This is a genomic window from Phyllobacterium sp. YR620 (genome assembly GCF_900104165.1).
GTDB lineage: Bacteria > Pseudomonadota > Alphaproteobacteria > Rhizobiales > Rhizobiaceae > Phyllobacterium > Phyllobacterium pellucidum.
The window spans coordinates 29,662-55,304 of sequence record NZ_FNJP01000002.1; the positions used below are offsets into that span (position 1 = coordinate 29,662).

22 protein-coding genes and 1 pseudogene are annotated in these 25,643 nt (G+C 58.5%); 16 read left to right on the forward strand and 7 right to left on the reverse strand.

All coding sequences use genetic code 11. The annotated features are described in order from the left end of the window. The first annotated feature begins 18 nt into the window (after positions 1–18). From ehuB to ehuA, 4 genes are read left to right on the forward strand one after another with little or no spacing between them, the layout of a single operon-like run. Positions 19–870 carry an ectoine/hydroxyectoine ABC transporter substrate-binding protein EhuB gene (ehuB, locus tag BLR72_RS07025; RefSeq protein ID WP_091946790.1) on the forward strand — a complete coding sequence of 284 codons (852 nt, stop codon included), beginning with the start codon at positions 19–21 and terminating at the stop codon, positions 868–870. A gap of 59 nt (positions 871–929) precedes the next feature. Next, on the forward strand, positions 930–1,595 hold the full coding sequence (gene ehuC / locus BLR72_RS07030; RefSeq protein WP_027232343.1) for an ectoine/hydroxyectoine ABC transporter permease subunit EhuC: 666 nt from the start codon (positions 930–932) through the stop codon (positions 1,593–1,595). A 13-nt stretch (positions 1,596–1,608) separates the two neighbouring features. Then, a complete protein-coding gene (gene ehuD, locus BLR72_RS07035; RefSeq protein WP_027232344.1) occupies positions 1,609–2,301 on the forward strand; it encodes an ectoine/hydroxyectoine ABC transporter permease subunit EhuD in 693 nt (230 codons plus the stop codon). Beyond that, entirely contained in the window at positions 2,298–3,077 is a 780-nt protein-coding gene (gene ehuA, locus BLR72_RS07040) for an ectoine/hydroxyectoine ABC transporter ATP-binding protein EhuA (RefSeq protein ID WP_091946793.1), read from the forward strand. Before ehuD ends, ehuA begins: the two co-directional genes overlap by 4 nt. 1,152 nt (positions 3,078–4,229) lie before the next feature. On the opposite strand, the gene BLR72_RS07050 is transcribed toward ehuA, so the two are convergent. Both BLR72_RS07050 and BLR72_RS07055 read right to left on the reverse strand, forming a co-directional pair. Continuing rightward, positions 4,230–5,477: an NAD(P)/FAD-dependent oxidoreductase gene (locus BLR72_RS07050; protein ID WP_091946797.1), complete on the reverse strand. Its 1,248-nt coding sequence runs from the start codon at positions 5,475–5,477 to the stop codon at positions 4,230–4,232. 9 nt (positions 5,478–5,486) lie between these two features. Further along, a complete protein-coding gene (locus BLR72_RS07055; protein ID WP_091946799.1) occupies positions 5,487–6,875 on the reverse strand; it encodes an aminotransferase-like domain-containing protein in 1,389 nt (462 codons plus the stop codon). Positions 6,876–7,207: 332 nt separating this feature from the next. On the opposite strand from BLR72_RS07055, the gene BLR72_RS07060 reads away from it, so the two are divergent. From BLR72_RS07060 to BLR72_RS07075, 4 genes are read left to right on the forward strand one after another with little or no spacing between them, the layout of a single operon-like run. Then, positions 7,208–8,308 carry an ABC transporter ATP-binding protein gene (locus BLR72_RS07060; protein WP_244506652.1) on the forward strand — a complete coding sequence of 367 codons (1,101 nt, stop codon included), beginning with the start codon at positions 7,208–7,210 and terminating at the stop codon, positions 8,306–8,308. A gap of 35 nt (positions 8,309–8,343) precedes the next feature. Continuing rightward, positions 8,344–9,393: an ABC transporter substrate-binding protein gene (locus tag BLR72_RS07065; RefSeq protein ID WP_091946807.1), complete on the forward strand. Its 1,050-nt coding sequence runs from the start codon at positions 8,344–8,346 to the stop codon at positions 9,391–9,393. Positions 9,394–9,397: 4 nt separating this feature from the next. Further along, positions 9,398–10,675 (forward strand): ABC transporter permease, encoded by a 1,278-nt coding sequence (locus BLR72_RS07070; protein WP_091946810.1) that lies wholly within the window; start codon positions 9,398–9,400, stop codon positions 10,673–10,675. 2 nt (positions 10,676–10,677) lie between these two features. Beyond that, the gene (locus BLR72_RS07075) at positions 10,678–11,505 is read left to right on the forward strand and encodes an ABC transporter permease (protein ID WP_091946813.1); all 828 of its coding nucleotides are present in this window, start codon (positions 10,678–10,680) and stop codon (positions 11,503–11,505) included. 315 nt (positions 11,506–11,820) lie between these two features. On the opposite strand, the pseudogene BLR72_RS22680 reads toward BLR72_RS07075, so the two are convergent. Then, positions 11,821–11,938: pseudogene (locus tag BLR72_RS22680) on the reverse strand (DUF1612 domain-containing protein); the annotation flags it as partial. Between the two features lie 1,076 nt (positions 11,939–13,014). On the opposite strand from BLR72_RS22680, the gene BLR72_RS22800 reads away from it, so the two are divergent. The 3 genes from BLR72_RS22800 to BLR72_RS22240 are packed head-to-tail and all read left to right on the forward strand — an operon-like array spanning position 13,015 to position 15,185. Next, the gene (locus BLR72_RS22800) at positions 13,015–13,923 is read left to right on the forward strand and encodes a glycoside hydrolase domain-containing protein (RefSeq protein ID WP_091946816.1); all 909 of its coding nucleotides are present in this window, start codon (positions 13,015–13,017) and stop codon (positions 13,921–13,923) included. Beyond that, the gene (locus tag BLR72_RS22805; protein ID WP_175492306.1) at positions 13,844–14,971 is read left to right on the forward strand and encodes a glycoside hydrolase domain-containing protein; all 1,128 of its coding nucleotides are present in this window, start codon (positions 13,844–13,846) and stop codon (positions 14,969–14,971) included. The genes BLR72_RS22800 and BLR72_RS22805 overlap by 80 nt, the downstream gene beginning before the upstream one ends. A 16-nt stretch (positions 14,972–14,987) precedes the next feature. Next, a complete protein-coding gene (locus tag BLR72_RS22240; protein WP_139202509.1) occupies positions 14,988–15,185 on the forward strand; it encodes a glycoside hydrolase family 92 protein in 198 nt (65 codons plus the stop codon). A 78-nt stretch (positions 15,186–15,263) separates the two neighbouring features. Here the strand turns inward: BLR72_RS22240 and BLR72_RS07095 are convergent, their stop codons facing one another. Next, complete coding sequence (locus BLR72_RS07095; RefSeq protein ID WP_027230592.1) at positions 15,264–15,881, reverse strand: L,D-transpeptidase; 618 nt, start codon at positions 15,879–15,881, stop codon at positions 15,264–15,266. 180 nt (positions 15,882–16,061) lie between these two features. On the opposite strand from BLR72_RS07095, the gene BLR72_RS07100 reads away from it, so the two are divergent. Next, a complete protein-coding gene (locus BLR72_RS07100) occupies positions 16,062–16,556 on the forward strand; it encodes an MmcB family DNA repair protein (protein ID WP_091946819.1) in 495 nt (164 codons plus the stop codon). A 56-nt stretch (positions 16,557–16,612) separates the two neighbouring features. Here BLR72_RS07100 and BLR72_RS07105 read toward each other — a convergent pair whose 3' ends face one another. From BLR72_RS07105 to hrpB, 3 genes are all read right to left on the reverse strand, one after another. Further along, positions 16,613–17,176, reverse strand: a complete 564-nt coding sequence (locus tag BLR72_RS07105) for an ActR/PrrA/RegA family redox response regulator transcription factor (protein WP_027230594.1) — start codon at positions 17,174–17,176, stop codon at positions 16,613–16,615. A gap of 67 nt (positions 17,177–17,243) precedes the next feature. Continuing rightward, positions 17,244–18,545 carry an ActS/PrrB/RegB family redox-sensitive histidine kinase gene (locus BLR72_RS07110; protein ID WP_027230595.1) on the reverse strand — a complete coding sequence of 434 codons (1,302 nt, stop codon included), beginning with the start codon at positions 18,543–18,545 and terminating at the stop codon, positions 17,244–17,246. 84 nt (positions 18,546–18,629) lie between these two features. Further along, positions 18,630–21,077: an ATP-dependent helicase HrpB gene (gene hrpB / locus BLR72_RS07115; RefSeq protein ID WP_091946820.1), complete on the reverse strand. Its 2,448-nt coding sequence runs from the start codon at positions 21,075–21,077 to the stop codon at positions 18,630–18,632. A 241-nt stretch (positions 21,078–21,318) separates the two neighbouring features. Here hrpB and BLR72_RS07120 point away from each other — a divergent pair, with 241 nt between their 5' ends. The 4 genes from BLR72_RS07120 (at position 21,319) to BLR72_RS07135 (ending at position 25,641) form a co-directional block, all read left to right on the forward strand. Continuing rightward, positions 21,319–23,223 carry a S10 family serine carboxypeptidase-like protein gene (locus tag BLR72_RS07120; RefSeq protein ID WP_210183723.1) on the forward strand — a complete coding sequence of 635 codons (1,905 nt, stop codon included), beginning with the start codon at positions 21,319–21,321 and terminating at the stop codon, positions 23,221–23,223. A 146-nt stretch (positions 23,224–23,369) separates the two neighbouring features. Further along, positions 23,370–24,482: an S-(hydroxymethyl)glutathione dehydrogenase/class III alcohol dehydrogenase gene (locus BLR72_RS07125; RefSeq protein WP_027230597.1), complete on the forward strand. Its 1,113-nt coding sequence runs from the start codon at positions 23,370–23,372 to the stop codon at positions 24,480–24,482. Further along, positions 24,482–24,955 carry a GNAT family N-acetyltransferase gene (locus BLR72_RS07130; RefSeq protein WP_091946822.1) on the forward strand — a complete coding sequence of 158 codons (474 nt, stop codon included), beginning with the start codon at positions 24,482–24,484 and terminating at the stop codon, positions 24,953–24,955. Before BLR72_RS07125 ends, BLR72_RS07130 begins: the two co-directional genes overlap by 1 nt. Positions 24,956–24,981: 26 nt before the next feature. Next, a complete protein-coding gene (locus BLR72_RS07135) occupies positions 24,982–25,641 on the forward strand; it encodes a DUF1345 domain-containing protein (protein WP_027230599.1) in 660 nt (219 codons plus the stop codon). The last annotated feature ends 2 nt before the right edge of the window (positions 25,642–25,643 follow it).

The window sequence follows — 25,643 nt, forward strand, 5'->3', positions numbered from 1 at the left end:
ACCAGAGGAGAATGACGAATGACTATGACGAAAATCGCGGCGCTTGGCGCCATTGCACTGTCCATCAGCGTCACGACCGCCAGCGCCCTCACCGTCGAGGAAGCCAAGTCGCAGGGCTATATTCGCGCTGCAACGGCGAACGAAGTGCCCTATTCCTACATGCAGCCGGACGGAACATCGGCCGGAATCGGTCCCGACGTCGCCAATGCGGTCCTCAAGTCCATGGGCATCGAGGAGGTCAACTGGACCGTAACGCCCTTCGGAACACTCATTCCCGGTCTTAAGGCCCGTCGCTTCGACTTTGCAGCCGCAGAGCAGAACATATCGCCAGAGCGCTGCAAGCAGGTCGCCTTCACCGAGCCGAACTCGTCGTATGGCGAAGGACTGCTGGTCAAGAAGGGCAATCCCAAGGGCCTGACCACCTATGCGGATATCGCAAAGGATCCGTCACTGAAGGTCGCCGTCGTTTCGGGTGCCAACAATGTCGACTTCCTGCGCGCCGTCGGCGTCAAGGACGAGCAGATCGTCTTCATTCCGGCCAACGCGGATGCGATTCCGACAGTGCAAAGCCGGACCGATGCCTATGCGGCGACCGAGCTGACAGTTTCGGAGCTCGCCAAAGGCCAGGCCAATGTCGAGCAGGTCGCTCCCTTCAAGGATCCGGTCGTCAATGGAGCACCGGTTCGCAATTACGGCGGCTTTGCCTTCCGCCCGGAAGACAAGGAACTGCGTGACGCCTTCAACACTGCCCTGGTCGCCTTCCGCGAGACAGACGATTATAAGAAAATCCTCGGCAAATACGGCCTTTCGGAACAAAGCATCGCCGCAACCGCGCAAAAGAACGTCGCCGACCTTTGCGCCGGGAAGTAACGGCAGAAGGCGCTCGGTCGAGAGTCGGGCGCCATTCGCAATAACCGGGAGACTTCCAGATGGACTGGACAGCCTACCTGCCGATGCTGTGGCAAGGTGCCGTCGTTACTATGACAATTACGCTGGCCGCCATTGCCATCGGCGTACTGCTTGCTTTTGTCTTCGGCATTCTGCGTGTCGAAGGTGGGCCGATCCTGTCGGCGATAGCGCTCTGCTATACGGAGGTGTTTCGCGGCACTTCCCTGTTCGTCCAACTGTTCTGGTTCTATTATGCGCTGCCGCTGGTCGGCCTCAGCTTCGATCCCATCACCACAGGCATTCTGGTCCTGGCTGCCCATGCCGGCGGCTACGGCGCGGAAATCGTACGCGGCGCGCTTTCGGCCGTTTCCACGCAGCAGCTTGAGGCCGCTCGTGCACTTAATTTCGGTCGCTTTCAGACGCTGTTTCGCATCTCCCTGCCCCAAGCGGTTGTCGAGATGATGCCGGCTTTTGGCAATCTCGCTATCGAAACGCTTAAGCTTTCGTCGCTGTTGTCGCTGATATCGATCGCCGATCTCACCTTCGCGGCCCAGTCGATCCGCAACATCACGCTGGATAGCGCCAGTATCTATTCGATCACGCTCGTCTGCTACTTCGGCATGTCGCTCTTGCTGATGGTCGCTATCCGCATCATCGAGCATTTCGTACGGCGCGGCGACGTCTTCCCCCGCGCCCGCCATTCGTGAGGATCTTACCATTATGATGTACGGCTACGAATGGGACACAACGAACTGGATCACTTATACAACCTCGATCCTGCCGATCATCCTTATCGGTTTGACAGTCACGTTACAGGCGGCGGCGGCGGGCTTTGCAATTGCGCTGGTGCTTGGCCTGGTGTTTGCGCTGTTGCGCCGCAGCCGCATCAAGGTGATCTCCTGGACGACCGCTTTCATCGTCGAGTTCCTGCGGGACACGCCGCTGCTGGTGCAGCTGTTCTTCCTTTATTACGTTCTGCCTGATTTCGGCGTCGTGCTGCCCGCCTTCCTCACCGGCGCGCTGGCGCTCGGCCTGCAATACGCTGCTTATACCTCTGAGGTTTATCGAGGCGGCATAGAGGCGGTGCACCGTGGCCAATGGGAAGCGGCAACCGCCCTCAATCTGACGCGGATGCAGACCTATCGCGATGTGATCATTCCTCAGGCGATACCGCGAATCGTGCCTGCCATGGGCAATTATCTCGTTGCCATGATCAAGGAAACGCCCGTCCTTTCCGTGGTCACAGTTCTAGAAATGATGGGGCTCGCCAACATGATCGGCGAACGCACTTTTGAATATCTCGTGCCCCTGACGCTTGTCGGCCTGATCTTCCTTGTCCTGACGTTGATCTGCTCAGCTGGCCTCCACCGCCTGCAGAAAGCCCTTCCAAAAGCGGGAATACCCTTGCGATGACCAATAATAATGATCAGCCCATCATCGAATTTTCCGACGTCACCAAGCGCTTCGGTATTCTGACTGTGCTCGACAATTTCAATTTCAGCGTCGCGAAGGGAGAAAAAGTGACACTGATCGGCCCGTCCGGCTCCGGCAAGTCGACCGTTCTGCGCGTGCTGATGACGCTCGAGCCGTTCCAGGAAGGCAGGCTGACACTTGCCGGCACGCCTTACCACGAGCCGGGCGGCAAAGGCCGGTTCCAGGCGTCGGAAAAACACCTGCGCCAGATCCGCAATCACGTCGGCATGGTCTTCCAGAGCTTCAATCTTTTTCCTCATATGACCGTCCTGCGCAACATTGTCGAAGCGCCGGTCCGAGTCTTGGGGATGGCGCGGGCGGAAGCGGAAGCGCGTGCAATTGAACTGCTACAGATGGTGGGGCTTGCGGAGAAGAAAGACCACTATCCGGTGCAGCTTTCCGGCGGGCAGCAACAGCGCGTGGCTATTGCCCGTGCGCTTGCGATGCGCCCGCAGGTTCTGCTTTTCGATGAACCGACGTCGGCGCTTGATCCGCAATTGGTTGGCGAAGTCCTCTCCGTCATTCGCAGCCTGGCGCACGAGCACGACTTGACCATGCTGCTCGTCACACATGAAATGCGCTTCGCCCGGGAAGTATCCGACCGCGTCTGTTTTTTCGACAAGGGAATCATCTGCGAACAGGGAACGCCGGAGGAGATATTCGGCGCGCCGAAAGAGGCGCGCACGCGTGAGTTTCTGTCTTCGGTTCTGGGATAATCCCAGTTGTAGCCTTTTAGAGAAACCTACGGTTGGTCGAGATTTGCCCCTTGGCTGTCTCTGAAGCCAGGTTCAAGATCAGATGAAGAGTTGGTGTTTGAATTCTGTTGCTGCGGCTCAGACAGAGCCTCATTGGCGCTGGGATTTTTCTCATTGACATGGTTTTCCAACAACACAACCACTTCGTCATGCAAAGCAGCCAGATCGCAAGGATCGGCTGCAGCGCTGAGAGGACCGCCGGGCGCGGAATGGGCCTCAATAATTACCCGAAAGCGCTTCCAGCGTCCCCATCGCCTAGCACCGCTTCTCCGACGGCAACCTCGATGAGCTGGGCTATATCGCGCCGGTGCAGCGTGATTCGCTCACGAACCAGCTTGAGCGCCCGCGAAGCTGCCCGCACGCTCTCAGCCGCCTGCGGTTCTTCAGCGTGCCAGAAATTGCCAGGGACAAGCCGAAGGGGTTCTCCATCCTGATATCAATCGAGCTTCGTAATGGTGCGCGGAAGGTAACTGCCATATCCTGCTAGGGCGCTGCTGCCCAATGTTGTGCCGTTGGGAGTAGGTGGCGCCGCAGCGGCTGATTTATGGGCAATTCCTTGGTGCAATAAGCCATTCTCATCGCTGCAGAGTCGCACTTCAAATTAGAACTCACCTGGCTACAATGGCGGGCAGCGCTTGCTCTTTTAAGCCCCTGCGGAGGCGGTGGTACAGTCTGTTTAAAGATTGTTCTCAAAATTGTTGAGATTAAACGCTCGGTTGTTAGTCGCGCCAAGAACTTCACCTCGATGGAAAAGCGCAAAGTGATCGCTCTTCTCGATAATGGTCAAGACATTCGCGAGCTCGAGCGTGAGATTGGAGTTCCCGTCGGCCAGTTGTTGACCTCGGTCACGCGATATAGCTTGCGCGATTTGTCGAAGTCCGGGGCATGGACAACGGCGGTTTTTAGTGGCTTCGGTATCCCCGCCTTCTTAGCCCTTCTAGACCATGAAGCGCACTACCAGGAAAAGTGCCTTTTCGCAACGTCGCCAGATGTCGTTGCGTCAGTTCGTCGGACCCTCGAGGTGTTTGAGCGCCGGCGCAGCCGCCTAGCGGATGAAAGTTGCTGTGGTTTGCCAAGATGGGCAGGAAGACCTTAATGCCCTGGGACTAACGTTCAACTCAGAAACCGGTCGGGAGTGAAGCCCGTTGTCAATGGATCCATATCGCCCTTGACGAGGGTGGCGACCAATCTGCTGGTAATTGCCGCCAATGTCAGTCCGAGGTGGCCGTGCCCAAATGCGTAGATCACATTCCTGCTATGACGGCTCCAACCAATGACCGGCCGTGAATCCGGCAGAGACGGACGGAATCCCAGCCACTTGGACGATGCTTGTTCCAAATTGGGATAATATTGCCGTACTCCGCGGTCCAGAAGCTCAAACCGCGATTGATTTGGCCCCGCACGGGTTCCGCCAAGTTCCACTGTACCGGCAACTCGAAGCCGGCCAGCCATCGGCGTCATGTAAAATCCGAGATGGGTGGGGCACACGGGACGCTGGAGCAGCGGGCTTTCGGTTGCATATTCGAGATGATAACCACGTTCGGTTTCCAGCGGAATCCTGTCCCCAGCCTGGAAGGCAAGGTCCCTGGAAAAAGCGCCAGTAGCAATCACTGCGGTCTTTGCCCTTAGTTGAAGGTTGGGGCCACTAAGAAGCGTCCAATCCCCATCGATTTTGAGTTTAGCTACTCGCGATCTTTGAACGCCCATGCCCTTGGATCGCCCTGCAGCAAGAAGTTTCTCCATCAATGCGCTCGGATCAGTGACATTCATCGACTCGGGGAAGAAGATGCCGGAGCCCTCGAACCGTGGAAGAGTCGGCTCCATCGCGGCCACTTCCTCTGCGCTGAGTGTTTCCTGACGCATGCCAAGGTCGCATCGGATCTTGTGAGCCCACGACCCGGTAGAACGGTTGCCTCTGTTCTGCTGTAAATAAAGACACCCGTTCCGGCGCATCAAAGGCTCGGCGTGCGCTTCGACGGCCAATTCTTCCCATGCCGGTAAGGCTTCGGAAAGGATACCCGCCAGCGCGATGGCATTGGCGCGCGCGGCCCGTGGCAAAGATTCCCGGACAAACTGGATAAGCCAAGGTGAAAGTTGGAACAGTGCGGCCCAACGGAGCGAAAATGGGCTGTCAGCATTGAGTAGCAGCTGCGGCAGGTTTTTGAGAATGTCCGGGTTGCCCACCGGCACGCAGGCATAGTCTGCAAATGTACCCGCATTGCCGAACGAAGCTCCGGAGCCGGGTTCGTTCGGATCGATGAGAACGACCTCCCGCCCTTGGGACGCAAGCCTCAACGCAATGGAGAGCCCAATGACGCCAGCGCCAATGATTGCGATTTCAACGCTTTTTCGCTCGCTCACTGGGTACCCCTAGACAAAGCCCGGAATCTGCAGATGGCCCGCTTCCAGCAATTCACGCATTGTCTTCAGGGCACGCCGGAGGTCATCCCGCGATCGCGCCGCCCCAATGTTGATGCGGACACCGTGTTGCACGGGTTCGCGTCCGACTGCAAAGGCATCGCCGGGCAAGACACCAACGCCTCGCTGCAGGCAGGTGCGGGCAAAGCCGGCACCGCGCCATGGTTCGGGCAGGTGCAGCCATGCATGGGTTGAGGTCACATCGGTCTGAAGGTCGAAGCTACCCAGTATTTCAATCAGGATACGCTGCCGTTGTGAAAGCTCCGCTTTCTGGGCCTCGATGATTTCGACGGCAGTGCCCTCTTCGAGAAGAATGGTCGCGATGAGAGCTGCCATCGGATTAACGCTCCAGCAATTGATCCGAAGCGCCGCCGCCACTTGCCCCATCATGAACCGCGGACCGATGACAAAGCCAAACCTCAATCCCGGTGCGACACACTTGGAAAAACCACCAATATAAACCGTTAGTTCCGGTTCGAGACTAGCGAACGATGGTGGGGAATCGCCGAGAAGCGGGCGGTAGACATCATCTTCGATGATCAGCACATTGTGCCGGCGTGCTATCTCAACAATGTTCCAGCGCCGTTCTTCCGAGAGGGTTATAGTCGTGGGATTGTGCAGGCTGGGCACCAGGAAGACTGCTCTCGGACGCCATTGCGCGCATGCAGCTTCGAAAGCATCGGGGCGAAGCCCGCCTTTGTCCATCGCGAGTCCCTTCAGGTCGAGACCATGCGAGCGGCAAAGGGCGTTAATGCCTTGATAAGTCACCTCGTCAGCCAGAATGACATCACTTTTCTGCGCCACCGCACTGAGAACGCAGTCAAGGGCGTGCTGGGCACCGATTGTCAATACAACTCTTCCGGGATCGCCATCCCCTGCGACCGACTTCAGCCATTCCGCAACAGCGGTTCGGGCCCAAAGGGGGCCTTCGGCTGGGTGGTAGTCCTGAATTGCAGCATAGTGGCGGTTCTTGGAAAGTCGGGGGAGAAGCGCCGTGAACACGTCGAGATAGGCGTTTGTGGCGGGCCGGTTGATCGACAGGTCGACAACACCCGCCTCTTCGTTTGGGGCCGAAACGAAGCCGGGACCAACGCCGCTCTTCTGATCCGCGACAAGCATGCCCCTGCCTGGCCTTGCATCGATGAGCCCGCGCTCCTGAAGCGTGGAGAAAGCCCGCGTTACGGTTGTTACGTTGATTCCAAGGCTTTGGGCGATCTCGCGTTGGGGCGGCAATCGCTCGCCGGCAGCGAGCAGACCGCTCGCAATGCGCTCGGCTATGGCATCTGCCAGCCGACGATAAACCGGCCCCTGTCCCCCGGTAAGCTGCAAGTCTTGCATCATCTATCGCGCCATTCCGTGCGGTTAACATCCGGCTTGTACCATACGATAAATGCCCAAACAATCGAATTTACGTAGGATAATTCCGGAGCAGCTCCAATTTTATACAAAAATCCCACACAATGAGATCTTGACATCCAATTTGTATGGTTCATTATCGCCCAATCGGCTGATTGTATGATCATATAAGTTCAACGGTCCCGTGAGGAGGAGCAGATGAGCCCAAGCCCTTGGTTGCTTGAACAAACGCCAACGCCGTCAGCTAATGCGTGGACGTCGCACAGTGACACTGGTGACCTATGATAGTCGCCCACGCAAATAGACAGTTCGAAACTGTGACTGCGCAGAGTGAATCGCAAGAAGCCGATCGCTTTGTCGAATTCATTGACGTCGAGAAGTCCTACGACGGCCGCACCTTTGCAGTAACACGGCTCAACATGCATGTGGCTAAAGGCGAGTTCCTTACCTTGCTCGGCCCCTCGGGCTCCGGCAAAACGACCACGCTGAACATGCTGGCGGGTTTCGAGCGGCCAACCAATGGCAGTATCATGTTGGACGGGCAGTCTGTGGATCGTCGTCCGCCCTATGAACGCAACATTGGTATGGTCTTCCAGAACTATGCGCTGTTTCCGCATATGACCGTTGAGGAAAACGTCGCATTCCCGCTATCCGTGCGCAAGTTTTCGAAGGCCGAAGTAACCAGCCGCGTTGATAAGGCACTGGATATGATCCAGTTACGAAAGTTTGGCGACCGGCGGCCTGGTCAGCTTTCGGGCGGACAACAGCAGCGGGTGGCACTGGCCCGCGCTCTGGTGTTCGAGCCGAGTCTTGTGCTGATGGACGAACCGCTTGGAGCGCTCGACAAGAAGCTGCGCGAACACATGCAGCTTGAGATCAAGCAGCTTCATTCCATGCTGGGCGTGACCATCGTTTACGTGACCCACGACCAGAGCGAAGCCCTGACGATGTCAGACCGCGTCGCTGTGTTCAACAACGGTGGCATCGCTCAGATCGGCACGCCGGACAGTCTCTATAACCGGCCGGAGAGCCCCTTCGTGGCAAGCTTCATCGGCGAGAACAATACGCTTGAAGGCGTTGTCGAACAGGTGGCGGGCGATATTTGCCACGTGGCCCTCAAGGGTGGCGGCCACATCCGCGCGACGGCAATCGACATTGGGATACACGGAACCCCGTGCCAGGTCGCCATCCGCCCGGAATGCATCCGGATTGCCGCGGACGGTAACGAGGAGAACGCGTTCGAAGCGACCGTCGAAGGAAGAATCTATCTCGGCGATCATCTGCGGCTCCTGGCACGGCTCGACAATGGTCAGTTGCTGAGCGTGAAAGTCGGTCCCGAAACCACAACGCCAGAGGGTCAACCCATCTCGCTCGGTTGGTCGCACAGGGATTGCCGCGCATTTCCGCCACAGCAGTAGGTCGAAGAGCTCAACCAAGAACAAGAGAGGAACCCATGAAACGCCATTCTTTCCATTCCGTTGCCTTGGCGACGGTCGCCGTCTGCGCACTCTTCAGTCAATCCGCAATTGCCGAAGAATTATCGATCATGGCCAGTGGCGGTGCGTGGCAGGACGCGCAGCGCAAGGCCTGGTTCGAACCCTTCAGTAAGGAAACCGGCATCAAGATCGTGGAGCAGGAATATCTTGGTGATCTCGGCAAGGTCAAAGCCATGGTCGATACGGGCAATGTGCCGATCGATCTCGTCACCGTTGAGACGGCCACGGTTCTCCAGGGTTGCGACGCCGGCATTCTCGAGCCGCTCGATTATTCAAAGATTGCCGACCAGTCCAAATTCATTGAGGGCTCCGCCCTCAAGTGCGGTGTCGGACTGGACGCCTATGGCGACATCCTTGCCTATGATCCGAATGTCCTGAAGGAAGCGCCGACATCGGTGCTCGACATCTTCGACACCTCCAAGTTCCCCGGTAAGCGCGCGATGCGAAAATTCCCGGCGCAGAATCTCGAATGGGCGCTGATGGCGGATGGTGTTCCGGCTGACAAGGTCTATGAGGTTTTGGCCACGCCCGAAGGGGTTGATCGTGCGTTCAAGAAATTGGATACGATAAAGGGCGATATCGTCTGGTGGGATGCCGGCGCGCAGCCTGCGCAATTGCTTGCCTCGAAAGAGGTGGTCATGACGACGGCATGGAACGGCCGCATCCAAAACGCGATCGACACCGATTCCAAGCCATTCAAAATTGTCTGGAACGGCCAGATCCTTGAATACGACATGATCAGCATTCCAAAAGGCGCGAAGAACCCGGAGCTTGCCTATCAATATCTCGCCTACATCAGCAAGCCCGAGAACAACGCCAAGCTCGCAAGCTATATAACCTACGGGCCGGTAAGGGCCGACGCCACCGAGTTCGTGGCCGAGGATGCGTTGCCCAAGCTTCCGAATGCGCCCGACCACATGAAAACATATCTCGTCGCAGATACGGAATTCTGGGGCGACTATGGCGAGGATCTGGTCAAGCGCTTCAACGCCTGGCTGGCCCAATAGTCCAATGTCCACGGCCCAGCCCACCAACATGGATCACAAGCAGTTCATTCGAACTAATCCGAATGCAGCCGATACCAAGTCGGTGGCGGCCGCGATCCGGCGCTCTCAGGCACGCGAACGGCTGCGGTCGTTCGCGCTCGCCACACCGCTCCTGGTCTTGTTGCTTTTGAGCTTTGGCATCCCCATCGCCATTCTCCTGTCGCGGGCAGTCTATGATCCGACGATCGCCAATGCCTTGCCACTCACGAGTGCTGCAATGCAGAGCTGGAGCGGCAGCGGAATTCCCGACGACAAGACCTTCGAAGCGCTAGCTGCCGATCTGAAAGCCAATCAACAAAGGGGAAATCTCGCGGAATTCGCCAAGAGCCTCAATGCCCGATTGCCTGGCGCGCGAAGCCAGATCCTTAGGACCGCCCGCTCGCTCGACAAAGAAGGTATCACCGACACAGTATCCGTAATCAAATCCGTCCCGTTCTGGACCAGCCCAGGCACATGGGCGACGATAGAACGAGGAAGACACGCCCTCACCTCATTCTACCTCCTGAGCGCGGTCGACCTTCGCTGGAACGTCGATGGCGGCATCGAACGCGTACCGCTGGAACAGGCGATATTCTTGCGCGTGTTTGCGCGAACGTTCCTCGTCGCGGCGACAGTCACGCTCGCGACGCTCATTCTGGGATTTCCTCTTGCTTACCTGATCGCCAGCGTGCCGAAGACCGTAGGAGCAATTCTGATTGTCGCCGTGCTGCTGCCGTTCTGGACATCAATTCTGGTGCGGACGGCAGCCTGGACGGTGCTCTTGCAGAAATTCGGCCTGATCAACGACACTCTCCTATGGCTCGGCGTGACGAGCACAAGGCTTGATCTGATGTACAGCCGGCTTGGTCTCATCGTTGCCATGACCCACATCCAATTGCCATTCACGCTGCTGCCCATCTACAGCGTGATGCGCACGATCCAGCCATCGCAGATGCGGGCGGCCTATTCCCTCGGCGGCCGGCCATTGACGTCATTCCTGCGCGTCTACCTCCCACAGGTAGTGCCCGGCATTATGGCGGGCTGTCTCCTGACGTTCATTCTTTGCCTCGGGTACTACATCACTCCCGCCCTTGTCGGTGGAGCTGGGGACCAGCTGATCAGCAATTTCATTGCGAACTACGTCAATGTCGAGCTGAACTGGGAGATGGCTGCAGCGCTCAGTTTCATCCTCCTCGTTTTCACCTTGGGACTTTACGCGGTGTTCGCCCGCATGCTCGGTCTCGATCGCTTAAAGCCGGTGTGATCATGCTGTTGTCTCCCTATCCTACAATTGGTGAACGAATACGGGTAACGTTGCTTTGGCTGTGGGCTGCGCTCGTCATCGCCTTTCTGATGGTGCCGATCCTCATTCCGGTACCGCTTTCATTTAACAGCGGAGCGTTCTTCGTGTTTCCGCTGGAGGGGTTTTCCACCCGGTGGTACGAGGTAGTTCTCGGCACGGACCGCTGGCAGACGGCCATTGGCAACAGCCTCATCATCGCCTTCGGCACAACCGCGCTCGCTACAGCACTCGGAACGTTGACTGCGATCGCTCTATCAAGCGAGAGATTTCCAGCGCGGAGGATTATCATGCCGCTGGTTATCTCCCCCCTGATCGTGCCGGTTGTCATCACAGCTGTCGGCTCCTATCTCTTCTATGCGCGCGTTGGATTGGCCAGCACCTATCTTGGAATCATCCTCGCCCACACCGCACTCGCCAGTCCCTTTGTGGTAGTAACAGTGGGCGCGAGCCTCACGGGATTTGACCGCAGCCTCATGCGCGCCGCATCGATTGCCGGAGCGAAGCCTATGGTCGCATTCTACCGGATCATGCTTCCCTTGATCCTGCCGGGTGTCCTCTCTGGGGCGGCATTTGCCTTCGTCACTTCATTCGACGAAGTCGTTGTTGCCCAGTTTCTTGCCAGCGCAAATCAGCGAACGATGCCGCTCGAAATGTTTATCGGCCTGCGCGAACGTCTGAGCCCGGCAATCACCGCCGCCGCCACGCTGATGATGCTGCTTTCGATCATCCTGCTCGTGGTTGCCAATCTCCTGGCACGACGAGGTACAAAGAAACTAAAACCTGTCGCGTGAAGTGAAACGATATCCTTAACTGCTCGAAGGCTGGAAAAGCACTGCCAAGCATCGTCTTTTAGACCCGATTGGCGGCTCCCTTAAGCAATCCGACGTCAACGCGGAGCCCTCCAACTTCGTATCCCGCGTTCAACAGAATCGTTGCTGAGAGGCGATCCACAAAAGCTGATACCTTCGCTACCCCTAGCCCCGCGTCCTCGGTTTGCTGGCTGTCAATGCGATAGAAACGTTGGAAAACGGCCTCACTGTACTTGGCGTCAATACCGGGGCCGGTATCAAATATGGATGCCGATTTGAACGTCCTCCGTCTTGCGCGATGCCTGCGAGAATGGCAAGCAACCGGATTTCACGATCGCGGTTCCGGCGGTGATCGCCTGGGACGGTTTTCAGGCCGAGCTTGAAAGGCGGCCAGATGCGCTCCGGTCGTCACGCCGGTATGGCACTGCAATGACGCCTCCACCCGTACAGCCTCGGAACGGCGATCGCCGCGTCGATCTCGGCAATTCTGCCGCGAGCGAGTCGAGGGGCCCTCCCCTCCTTCATTCGCCACCGGCAGCTGCGCAGATTTCGCGCCGGCAAACATATGGACGTTGTCCGGAGATGGAGCCGGCGGTTTTGATCGTTGCACATCATATTTAAGTCATTGGGAGGAAATTATGAAATCACGGACCGCACTCGCGGCGGGTCTGGTTGGCGTATCGTTGTTGGCAGGTTGCAATAACGACCGCAAGACAGACAGCAACAACGACACGAGCAGTTTCGAACAGACGATTGCCCAGCAGGCCGGCGAGATTCAAGGCCTGAAGGATGGCCAGAGCAAGCTCGAGGCGGCGGCCGGCAGTTTGGGCACAACGCTAACGCAAGGCGCTGCCGAACTGGAGCACGCGCAGACCATCATCACCGAGATGCAGGCACAACTTGCGGCCAAACCTGACGGCGATCCTGAGGCTATCAAGGCGCTGCAGGCGACGCTGACGCAATTGCAGAACGACCTTGCGGCCAAACCTGCCGGTGATCCGAAAGCGGTCGAGGCGCTTCAGGACAAAATTGCCCAGATTCAGAAAGACCTCGCAGCGAAACCTGCGGGCGATCCGGAAACGTTGAAGACGCTGCAGACCACCGTTACACAGCTACAGATGGATCTCACGGCAAAACCAAGCGGCGATCCAGCGGCTGTCAAAGCACTGCAGGATGCGCTTGCCCAGGTTCAAAAGGACCTTGCTGCGAAACCAAGCGGTGATCCGGAAGCCATCAAGACGATACAAGCGACGCTCACGCAGTTGCAGAAGGATCTTGCAGCCAAACCTGCGGGCGATCCGGCAACGTTGAAGAACATCCTGGCGCGCCTGACCGAAATCGAGATGGCGTTGCGAAATCCCGATCAATCGGACATGGCACTGACCCAGTTCGTCGATCCGATGAACCGGGCAGGTGCCTCCGACCGATACCGGAAGCACGGAAGACCTGCTTGGCGGGTTCACAACGCCTTCGGCAAATGCTCCATTCGGAATGATTGCTTGGGGTCCCGACACCCCGGCAGTTCCAGGAACATGGAGCCCGCCCGGCTATCACTACCCCCAAGCATCGATCAACAGCTTCAGCCTGACACATCTCAGCGGCGTCGGTTGTCCTTCCGGCGGCGCGATTCCAATCATGCCGCAGATCGACGCAAAAGAAGGTACTATTCCCTTCAGCCATAATGACGAGGTCGCAAGGGCCGGGTACTACTCTGTCAAAATGTCGAATGCCATTCGAACAGAACTGACAAGTACAGTGCGCAGTGGACTGGGTCGCTTTACCTATCCCGAGGGCAAGCCTGCGCTCTTGAAAATTAAGGCCAGCACAAACTACACCGGATCGTCTTTAACCATCGCGGTCAGCGAAGCCGACCGCACCGTCTCCGGCTATGCAACGGGAGGCGGGTTCTGCGGCAGCGGAAAAAGTTATAAGATATATTTCTACGCAACGCTCGACCGGGCCTTCACCGCCGTGCAAAGCGGCAACAGTGTTACCCTTGCCTTCCCGGCGCCCTCGCCCTCCGCTCCGGTCAAGGCGCTGATGAAGGCCGCTATATCCTATGTCAGCATCGCCAATGCCATGGCCAACCTCGAAACGGAGGGCGGGGCCCTCACGTTTGAACAGGCCCGTGAGCAAGCGGATGCGGCATGGAACAAGCGCCTGAATGCAATCCAGGTCGACGGTGGGACCAAAGACGAAAAGACGAAATTCTATACGGCCATGTATCATGCCTTTCTGGCGCCGTCCGTGTTCAGCGATGTGAACGGCGAGTACATCAGTTTCAATGACGCCGGCACCACGAAAAAGGCCCCCGAAGGCCATGTCCAATATAACAACCTTTTCGAGTTGGGACACCTACAGGTCGCTTGCGCCGCTTCAGGCTCTGCTTGCGCCCGATGATGTCGGCGACATGATGCAGTCGCTCGTTTTCGACGCGGAAGATTGCGGCGGGACTTTCCCGATGTGGGCGGAGGGAAATACCAGCAGCAACATCATGCCTGGTGATGGCGCATCGATTATCGTTGCTCAGTCGAACGCCTTCGGCGCAGCAGGCTTCGACCGGCAGAAGGCGCGCAAGATCATGCTCGATACGGCGTTTGGCCGCGCCACAAGATGCCGGACGACGACTAACCTGCCGGGACTCACCGGTTACATCGAACTTGGCTATCTGGCCAAGGGCGGCGGCGAATATCAGGCGACGTCGACGAATATGGAATATGCCAGCACCGACTTTGCCGTCTCTCGATACGCGAGCGGCATCGCTGCAACGGATCCGCAGATCGTCGCTGGAGCCGCAGCAGACGAGCCGAAGACGCTGATGAAACGTTCCGGCAACTGGGCCAACCTGTTCAACCCGAACTGGCGCAGTGTGGCTGGGCAGCCCTATCCGCAGTTGCAGCCGCGCAACAAGGACGGGACCTGGGGGCCGTACCTGCCGGTATCGACCTGGGATAATGACTACCGCGAGGGTAATGCCGAGCAATATACCTTCATGGTTCCGCACGACATTCGCGGCATGCTCGCCAGATTGGTGATCGATACGGACAAGAACAAGGGCACGGAGAAGGATGGGATTGCCCGCCTGGATGAGTTCACAAAGAACCTCAATGGCGGCTGGAGCTATCAGCCTGCGAGAATGTGGATTGGCAACGAACCGGGCTTCCTTACACCGTGGCTCTACAACTGGACGAGCCAGCCATACAAGACGCAGGCGTTGGTCCGGCGCATCGTTGACGAGCAGTTCGCGGTTTCACCTTCGGGGTTGCCGGGAAATGACGATGAAGGCGCCATGTCCGGCGTCTACATCTGGGGCGCACTCGGGCTTTATCCGGAAATACCGGCTGTACCCGGCTTCGCCCTGCACAGCCCGATCTTCCCCGAGGCGCGGATCAAGCTCGGCAACGGTAAGATCGTCACGATCACGGCCGACAAGACCCCGCTCAAATAATATCCAGAAACTGACGGTGAATGGCGCATCCCATGACAGCCCATGGATCGATTTCGACAAACTATCGTCGGGTGCGCGCCTGGAGTTCACGTTGAGCGACAAGCCAAGTTGCTGGGGTTCAAACCCACCTGCCGCGCTGCTGCCGCCATCCTTCGCACCGGACGGCACACAGACGCCGCGGCTGAAGCCGGAGAAGGAGTGCGCCCTCAACTGACGCACAAAGCGTTCGCTGGACAAAAAAGGAGGGCTCCGACCATGTCGGAGCCCTTCACTTTTTATATGCCGGAGAATGCTAGCGGACGATGACCTTGGCGCCAACTTCGGCGCGATTGTAGAGGTCGATAATGTCCTGGTTCATCAGTCGGATGCAGCCAGACGACATCGCCTTGCCGATCGACCACCATTCCGGTGTGCCATGCAGGCGATAGCCGGTGTCGCCGCCCTTGTTGAACAGATAGAGGGCGCGGGCGCCGAGAGGATTGCTCAGGCCTGGATCCATGCCGTCGCGGAACTCGGCAAGCTTCGGCTGGCGCGCGATCATTTCCCTCGGAGGGGTCCATGTCGGCCATTCGCGCTTCAAGGCAATACGGGCGCTGCCTGACCATTCGAATCCTTGCTTGCCGACCCCGATACCGTAGCGCATGGCGCGGCCGTCGCCGAGGACGTAGTAGAGGTATTTTGCCTTGGTATCGACAATGATCGTTCCCGGCGCTTCGCCCCCGTCATAATTGACTTCCTGGCGCAGATATTGCGGCGGGATCTTGGTGCGCGGGACCGCTGGAATGACGTATCCCGCGTCGACGACGGAGTTATAGGACGCGGTCGAATAGCTGAGCCCGATTGTCGAACAACCGGTCAAGGCGGTTGCACTCATCAGTCCAACCGCAAGGACGATAGTCTTCAGTTGCATGGTCACCCCAGTGAATAATTGTGCGCGAATCGGCGTTTGGTTTAGCTGTTGCCTCTCTTGCGCCAATATTGTTAATGCCTGATTAACTGTAAAGCGCAGTGTTTCGTTAACCATGTTTTGCTCAACCTGGCGATTGGTTTTCCTACCCATGGTTGCAGTTTTGTCGGTATTGTCTCGTTTATGCCACTCGTCTCCCTAGGTCAGACAAGCCCCTTGATAGATGGCCGCCAGTCGGAAAACGCCATGATGGTGCGCCGCGGGGTGCAGCGGCTGTTCCTTGAACTCGGCCTCGCGGTCATGCCGGAACTGCCGCTCGCCTCGGGCCGGCGCGCAGATCTCGTTGCTCTGACGCGCAGTGGTGAAATCTGGATCGTCGAGATCAAATCCTCGATCGAGGATTTCCGGGTCGATCGCAAATGGCCGGTTTACCGCCAGCATTGCGACCGGCTGTTCTTCGCGACCCACCCCGGCGTTCCCGCCGATATTTTTCCGGACGATTGCGGATTCATCCTTTCGGACGGCTATGGCGCCGAGATCATTCGCGACGCCCCCGAGCACAGATTGCCCGGCGCTACGCGCAAAGCCATGACCCTGCGGTTTGCGCGGGTCAGCGCTGCGCGCATGACACTCGCGGAACTCGCCGGCATCGAGCTGCCCGAGACCGACGTGGAATAAAGCGTTTCGTTTCGGATTGCTGTAGAAGCAGTAAATGTTTTAATCGTCACCACGATCTAACGCGGGGCGCGCTTGGCGAGGATCCGCTGCAGCGTGCGGCGATGCATGTTAAGCCGGCGCGCCGTTTCCGAAACATTGCGGTCGCACATTTCATAGACCCGCTGAATATGCTCCCAGCGCACCCTGTCGGCCGACATCGGATTTTCTGGCGGCGCAACTTTTTCACCTGTTCGGCGCGTCAACGCGGCAAAGACCTCGTCAGCATCGGCAGGCTTCGAAAGATAGTCTATCGCCCCGATTTTGACGGCGTTTACCGCGGTCGCGATATTGCCATAGCCGGTCAGGACGATCGCGCGCGTATCCTCGCGGCGGGCGCGTATCGCCTCGATAATATCAAGGCCGTTGCCGTCGCCAAGGCGCATATCGACGACCGCATAGGCCGGCGCATTGACCTTGACGCTCGCAAGACCGGCCTCGACCGAATCGGCAATGGCGACAACGAAGCCGCGTGACTCCATGGCGCGTGCCAGCCGCTGCAAGAAGGGCTTGTCGTCATCGACCAGAAGAAGTGTTCGATCGCCGCCGATCGCTTCAATATCGTCCTGATCCGTGTTTTCCATCAGGTATTCCTGCTCATTCACTGTAAATATGGATGTTAATGGTTCGCAATGAACAAAAAGTCAAAGATTATCCGTCAGTAAGCAATTGATGGCGAGGCCAGATAACAACGACTTCTGCCCCCTGCCCCGGATCGTTGCGATTGCGGAAGGTAATTGTCGCGCCTGAGCGTTCGAGCAATGTCTTGGCGATGAAGAGGCCAAGGCCGAGACCGCCGCCATGCTCGTTGATCGCGCGGTCGCGGCCCGTGGTGTACGGCTCGCCGATGCGGTCGAGAATATCGGGAGCAAAACCCTTGCCGTCATCGCTGATGACGATCTCGACGGTCCTGTCGCTCCAGCCCCAATTGACGTTGATGGTTTCGCGGGCGAAATCGACGGCATTTTCGACGAGATTGCCAAGACCGTAGATGATGCCGGGATTGCGGCGGATAACCGGCTCATTGCCTTCGCCGCGCATCTTCGACACCACGATGTTGATGCCGAAATTGCGATTGGGTTCGATGACCTCCTCGATCAGCGAGGAAATCTTGAGGCGCGACATGTGCTCTTCACTGGTCGACGACAGGCTCGTCAGCCGCTTGAGAATTTCGCGGCAACGCTCGGTCTGCGAGCGTAGAAGCTCGATATCCTCGGCGAACCGGTCATCCTTCTTGAGACTGCGCTCCATCTCCTTGGCAACGAGCGCGATGGTTGCCAGCGGTGTGCCGAGCTCATGCGCGGCAGCGGCGGCGAGTCCATCGAGCGCGGAGAGATGCTGCTCGCGCTGCAGGATGAGTTCGGTGGCGTTGAGCGCATCGGCGAGGAGACGGGCTTCCTCGGCGACGCGGTAGGCATAGACCGCGGTGAATGCCAGAGCCGAAACGACCGAACACCAGACGCCGGCGATCAGTACGAAGGGCAGTTGCATCGTCTCGCCCTCATACCAGGGCAAGGGCAGGTAGACATAGGCGAGCAACGTTGCGCAGGCCGTTACCAAAAGGCCAAGTGCGGTCGTTGCATAGGCCGGCAGCGACGTCGCAGAGATGATGACCGGAACAATCATCAGCACGGCGAAGGGGTTCTGCAGCCCTCCGGTCATGTAAAGCAGTCCCGCCACCTGCAATATGTCGAAGGCAAGCACGGTGATGGCCGCCCGCGGTTCAAGGCGATGATTTATCGGATAGCGGAACGACATGAGAAGGTTCAGCCAGGCCGAGCAGGCGATCAGCGCAAAGCATATGCTGACGGGAAACGGAAACTTCAAATAGAGCGCGACGAAGAGCACGGCGATGCTCTGTCCTGCCACCGCAAGCCAGCGCAGCCGTATCAGCGTCGTCAGCCGGAGCCGGCGCGAGAGATAGGATGAGCGTGTCTGGAAATCCTGGACCATGCCGGTGATTTAGAACAAAGCTCACGCAAATGGAAACATGATTCCTGCGAGCCCGCTTCAGCGTTAATCGTTGGTTGTGACCGCTCAGGTTCCCCGCGGTTTCGCGCGGGCAGTGGGCACCGCATTGGCGGGGTCGTCCGGCCAGACATGCTTCGGGTAGCGGCCACGCATGTCGGAGCGCACATCGGCCCAGGAGCCCTTCCAAAAGCCCGGTAGATCGCGGGTGATCTGGATTGGCCTATGGGCCGGCGATAGCAGCTCCAGCAGGAGCGGCACCGTTCCGCTGGCGATGGCCGGGTGTGCCCGGAGCCCGAACAATTCCTGCACGCGCACGGCGAGCACAGGCGCTTCCGCCTCATAGCGGATCGGGATATTCGACCCGGTCGGCACCTCGAAATGGGTTGGCGCCAAGGCATCGATCTTTCGCTGTAAATCATAAGGCACCAGCGCACGCAGCCCCTCGGCAATCGCATGTCCCGATATCTGGCCGAGCTGAGCCGTTCCCTTGAGATAAGGCAACAGCCAGTCTTCGAGGTTTGCTTGCAACGACGCATCGTCCATCGCCGGCCAAGGATCGCCAAGACCCTGATGCAGCCAAGTGAGGCGACGCCGCAGGATCGCCGCTTCCCTGGACCATGGCAGGATGTCGAGGCCGTGGTCCCTGACGGCGGCAATGACGCCTCGGTCGGCTTCTTCGCCAGTCGGCGCCGGCAAGGTCTTCTCTGACAACGCGAGGGCGCCGATACGCGTAATTTCGCGCGCCTGCAAAGCGTTGCGGGCCGGGTCATAACTGACCTGCCTGCCATTGACGATGCGATCGCCGAGGGCGGCGCGTATGTCCGATTCGGAGATTTCCGCTGCCGAAAGAATGCGTGCACGGCCCGCCCGCCCCGCAAGATCGGCGACGACGAGCCATGGCGATTTTGCCAGCGAGGTGACGGGGTCGAGTTCGCCGCCCCGGCCATTGGCGAGCGTGAACTGGCCATTGCCGCGCGCCTTGGCGACACGGTCCGGGTAAGCGTCTATGAGAAGCCGCCCGGCACTCTCCTGCGCATCTGCCCGGCCTGTATCCTTGCCAGCGAGGCGTTTCGCCAGTCCGCGCGCGCGTGCCGCCCGATCGCCGCGCTCACGTTCAAAGCGCGCCAGTCGCGTTTCGATGTCGACGTCGTTGCCGCCAAGGCCGCGCTCCGTCAAAAGCACAGCGATTTCGGCAGAGCGCATGCCTTGCCCGCGCTCACGTGCCGCGAGCACCATATGGGCCAAGCGGACGGGTAAAGCGAGATTGCGCATAGCCTCGCCCATCGGCGTGATGCGATCATCGTGGAGCGCGCCAAGTTCGTTGAGCAGCGCCTTTGCTTCTTTAACCGCGGGCGCCGGCGGCAAATCGAGGAATGAAAGGCTGGCTGGGTTAGTTACGCCCCAGGCGGCGCAATCGAGGACAAGGCCGGAAAGATCAGCCTCCAGTATTTCGGGCGGCGAGAAGGCTTCGAGTGCCGCAGTCTGTTCGGCACGCCATAGACGCAATGCAACGCCGGGCTCCGTGCGTCCGGCACGCCCAGCACGTTGCTCGACGGCAGCGCGCGACGCCCGCACCGTTTCGAGCCGGGTGAGCCCGGTCGCCGGTTCGAATTTCGGCAGCCGCGCCAGGCCGCTGTCGATAACGGCGCGCACGCCATCGATCGTTATGGAGGTTTCGGCAATCGACGTCGCGAGCACCACCTTGCGTTTGCCGGGAGGCGGCGGGCTGATGGCAGCATCCTGATCACGGCCCTCGAGCGCGCCATAGAGCGGCGTGACAAAGGTGTCCGCCGAAACACGCCCCTCAAGCGCTGCGATGGTCCGTTCGATCTCGCGTTGTCCGGGGAGGAAAGCGAGAATGCTGCCACTCTCCCCGGCGAGCGTGTCCCGCACCGCCCGCGCCATTGCATCTTCGATCTTTTCATCGGGCTTGCGCTCGCGATAGCGGATATCGACGGGGAAGGACCTGCCCTCGCTTTCGAGGACCGGTGCACTGCCGAGGAGTTTGGCCACGCGCGCGCCGTCGAGCGTCGCCGACATCACCAGAAGCTTCAGGTCGGGCCGCAATGCAGCCTGTATATCGAGCGCCAGGGCCAGGCCGAAATCCGCATCGAGGCTACGCTCGTGAAACTCATCGAAAAGCACGACGGAGGTTCCCGAGAGCCCCGGGTCATCGAGGATCATGCGAGCGAACACACCTTCCGTCACGACGAGTATGCGCGTCTTCGCCGAGACCTTGTTTTCAAGCCGCATGCGATAGCCGACGGTTTGACCCACACTCTCGCCAAGGAGGCTCGCCATACGGTTCGCGGCAGCGCGGGCAGCGAGGCGGCGCGGCTCAAGCAGTACGATCGTGCCATCCCCCCGCCATAATGCACCAAGCAGGTGCAGCGGCACGAGCGTGGTCTTGCCCGCGCCGGGAGGGGCAACGAGTACGGCCGCGCTTCCATGCGCCAGCGCATCATCGAGCGCGGGCAGAATTTCGGTGACAGGGAGGGGTGGCAGTTGTTTCAATGGACGCGTCCCGCAGTGTTGCTAAAGCGAATTGACAGCGTTTCAATGGAAAGTCCAGCAAAGGGCAATTGGTGCGCATGATCGCACTCTCCATTGGAGAATATCCGGCCGGGTTCGCACCTTTTAGACGTTCGTCTAATTGTCATAATTTGCTGTTTCGAAAATAGTGCAACCGTTGCGGTAGGCAGATTTTTCGCGCCGGCATTTCAAGAAAATCTTTTCAGAGGGAATATTTAAGTAAATGAAATATCGTACCCTGCTTTTAATGGGGCTTGTAGCGCTTGGCGCATGCGACGACTCCAACTCGGCTAAAGATCAGACTCAAAACACCGCTGAATCGACAACATTCTCTTCGCCAACGACCACCGCTCCGTCCGTCGAAACGGCGGCAGTCCACCCTACGGTCCCAGCAACACCTTCCATATCAGCAGATGATGGGGCGAAGGCAATCGCCGAAGCCGCCAAGCTTGTTCTTAGAGGAGAGTTTGATAAAGCTGCCGACGCACTGAAAGCCGCAGGTCTTTCCGGATCGACGGGAACAGTGCTGGCCAATGCGGGCTATGAGACAGAAGCGTTCCAGGTGCTCGCCCCTGCAGATCATGTCGTCGATGACAAGAACGTCTACGACACCACTATCAATGGTTCGATCGCTGCCGAACTTGTCAATGAAACCACTTCGGTGAAACGCCACACGCTGAAAATGGACGGTAAAACTGTGCCTTTTACTGCCAATGCCGGTCACCTTATCGCCAAGGGACCGAAAGGCCAGCCTGAGGTAGCTATCTTTTATACAGCCTATACCCGCGACGGCCTGCCCAAGGAGAACCGCCCCGTTACGTTTTTCTGGAATGGGGGCCCAGGCTCATCGTCAATATGGCTACACCTGGGGTCATGGGCACCTTGGCGGATAAAGTCGGATGCGCCTAACATGCCATCTGCGACGCAACCCGAAAGCCTGCCGTTTGAAGAAAACGCCATCACGCTGCTCGACAAATCCGATCTCGTCTTTGTTGATCCAGCCGGAACCGGTTATTCAACCGCCATCGCGCCACACACGAACAACGACTTCTGGGGCATTGAGAGCGATACTCGGTCGGTTGCTGATTTCATTCTTCGCTACGTCAACGTCAACAACCGACAGAGCTCTCCGAAATATCTTTATGGCGAATCCTATGGCGGCATACGCACGCCGATCGTTGCCGATCTCCTGACACAGGCCGGTGTCAGCCGCTTCGAACCCGATCCTTCGGGCAAGCCAGCCAAAACGTTGTCCGGCTTGGTTTTGAACTCGCCGATCCTGAATTACAATTCAAGTTGCGACCCGTCCATGTTCTATACGAGTTGCGCAGGCTTTATACCCTCCTACGCCCTGGTGGCCGACGCTCTCGGAAAATCCACGGTGCGCGGCAAAAGGTCGAGAAGCGAATATCTGGACTACCTGCGCGAATATACCAAGACGAAGTTCGCACCCATCGCCGCGAAGTACGGGTACGAAGCGGCCTACGGCGTTGAGTGGAAAGATTATACGCCGACCGACGAGGGGAAAGCATTTCTTGCTGAACTGAGCAGCTTGACCGGAATTGGCAGCAAGTCGTGGGCAGAAGATCCGGTTTATGCGCTTGTCTTCCGTCCCATACGATTTCGAGAAGGGCTCGTTCCAGGGTTCAAGCTGGGCCGGTATGACGCCCGCATGATGGTTCCGGTGAAGAGCACGTTCAACGCGGACGACTATATCGACGTGGCTTTCGAAAATCAGGCGAAAACATTCTTCCCCGACTATACCAACTATAAGACCGGGTCGGTATATGTCACGTCCAACGAAGACGACGCCTGGGACTGGAAGCACCGTGACCAATTCGTATCGCCTTCAAGCCTTGGCGACATGACCGAGGCCCTGCGCTACGAGCCGAAGCTCAAATTGCTCACCCTTCATGGATATGACGATATCGCAACCCCGGGCTATCAGACCGAACTCGACCTCATTAGCGCCGGCCTTGAGACCCGCATGCCAGTCAAATGGTTCGAGGGTGGACACATGATCTACAATACGGAGGAGTCGCGCGCGCCACTCAAGACTGAACTCAACAAGTACTATGACGATCCGAACTATAGTCTCCCACCATCGACGGGCTCCCTAAGCAACTAGGCCTGACAAGACCGGACCGGGCGGGTCGGCAGCTTCGCCTTCCCGCCCGGAAAATGTCGCGGTTCGGATTGACGACCCTGTGCCCCTTCCCGATAGTGCGCCAAAGCAAATCACATTGCTGATCGAGACGCATCAGGGAGAATTTCATGAAATCGCGCGCCGCCGTCGCCTGGGAGGCCAAAAAGCCGCTCACCATCGAAACGATCGAGATCAGCGGCCCCAAGCCCGGTGAAGTCCTCGTCGAGATCATGGCGACCGGGGTCTGCCACACCGATGCCTACACGCTTTCCGGGCTTGATTCCGAAGGGAAATTCCCGGCGATCCTCGGGCATGAAGGCGCGGGAATCGTGCGCGAGATTGGCGCGGGCGTGACCTCCCTCAAGGTCGGCGACCATGTCATTCCGCTCTATACGCCCGAATGCCGCCAGTGCAAGACGTGCCTTTCGCAGCGCTCGAACCTGTGCACGGCCATCCGCTCGACGCAGGGGCAAGGCGTTATGCCGGACGGCACCAGCCGCTTTTCCTGCGAGGGCGGTGAGGTCTTCCACTATATGGGCTGCTCGACTTTCTCCAACTTCACCGTGCTACCCGAAATCGCCCTTGCCCGGGTGCGCGAGGATGCGCCATTCGACAAGATCTGCTACATCGGCTGCGGCGTCACCACCGGGATCGGCGCGGTTATTTATACGGGCAAGGTGTGGCCCGGCGCGAACGTCGTCGTCTTCGGACTCGGCGGCATCGGCCTTAATGTCATCCAGGGCGCACGCATGGTAGGCGCCGACAAGATCATCGGTGTCGACATCAATCCCGGTAAGGTGGCGATGGCGAAGAAATTCGGCATGACCGATTTCGTCAATCCGAACGAAGTGGGCAATGACAAGGTCGTGCAGGCAATCCAGGAATTGACCGACGGCGGCGCCGATTTTTCCTTCGACGCCACCGGCAACACCAATGTCATGCGCCAGGCGCTCGAATGCTGCCATCGCGGCTGGGGCACCAGCATCGTCATCGGCGTTGCCGAGGCCGGCAAGGAAATTTCGACGCGACCGTTCCAGCTCGTCACCGGGCGCAACTGGCGCGGCACGGCCTTCGGCGGTGCGCGCGGGCGCACAGATGTGCCGAAGATCGTCGACTGGTACATGGAGGGCAAGATCGATATCGACTCGTTGATCACTCACACAATGCCGCTCGACGAAATCAATACCGCATTCGATCTCATGCATGAGGGCAAGTCGATCCGTTCGGTCGTCACTTTCTGATGGAACCCGGTCCGTATAAAGTGATCCTCAGCGGGCTGGACGAACTCAGCCCGCGCGAACTCTATGATATGCTCAAGATGCGGGTCGACGTCTTCGTCGTCGAGCAGAAATGTCCGTACCCCGAGCTCGACGGCAAGGATGTCGATGCGCTGCACCTGCGCCTGATGGATGGCAAGACGCTCGTCGGCAGCGCCCGCATCCGCAAGCCGGAAAAGGACGAGCCGGCGGCTCGAATAGGCCGCGTCGTCGTCTCTCCGGACCATCGCGGCAAGCGCCTTGGGGAGCGGCTGCTGGTCGAGGCCATTGCCCAATGCGAGCGGCTTTATGCCGAACGCCCGATCAATCTTTCGGCGCAGAGCCACCTCAAGGGTTTCTACGAATCCTTCGGCTTCGTGTCGGTGTCGGAGGAATATCTCGAGGACGACATTCCGCATATCGACATGCAGCGCCCCGGTGCGGTCGCAACAGACTAGCTGTCGTTCGAAAAAGGCCGCCCCACATGTGGAAACGACATAATCCCTTTTACATTGCCGCCGTTGTCGGGATCGCCGTATTCGCAGTTGCGGTGTTCCTGCTTTCGTCGCGCATTGCCGCTGTCGTTGCCGCCAATGCGTTTTTCGTCATCTACCTGCTTCTGTCGGCATTCAAGGTTCACAGGCTCACGCCCGACTACCTTCGCAACAATGCGGCCAAATCGGACGAGCCTGTGGGCATCATCTTCGCAGTCACTTTTTGCACTGTGCTCGTCGCCGTCGGCTCGCTGTTTGCGCTGATCAATTCCGGTCAGGACAAGCACCCGCTCGACCTGACGCTGACGCTTTTCGCAGTCCCGCTCGGCTGGCTGACGATCCACATGATGACGGCGATCCACTATGCCCATATGTACTGGCAGCCGGACGAAGACGCTGACGGCGTGAAGGACAAGCCGCGCCACCACGCCGGCGGTCTCGACTTTCCGGGCGACAAGGAGCCCGGCGGCATCGAATTCGTCTACTTCTCCTATATTATCGGCATGACGGCGCAGACGTCCGACACCGCGATTACCAGTTCGCAGATGCGCCGGATCAATCTCGTCCACGCCATCGTTTCGTTCTTCTTCAATACGGTGCTGGTCGCAGCCGCGGTGAATGTCGCCGTCGCGCTCGGCCAACCGCAATAAAT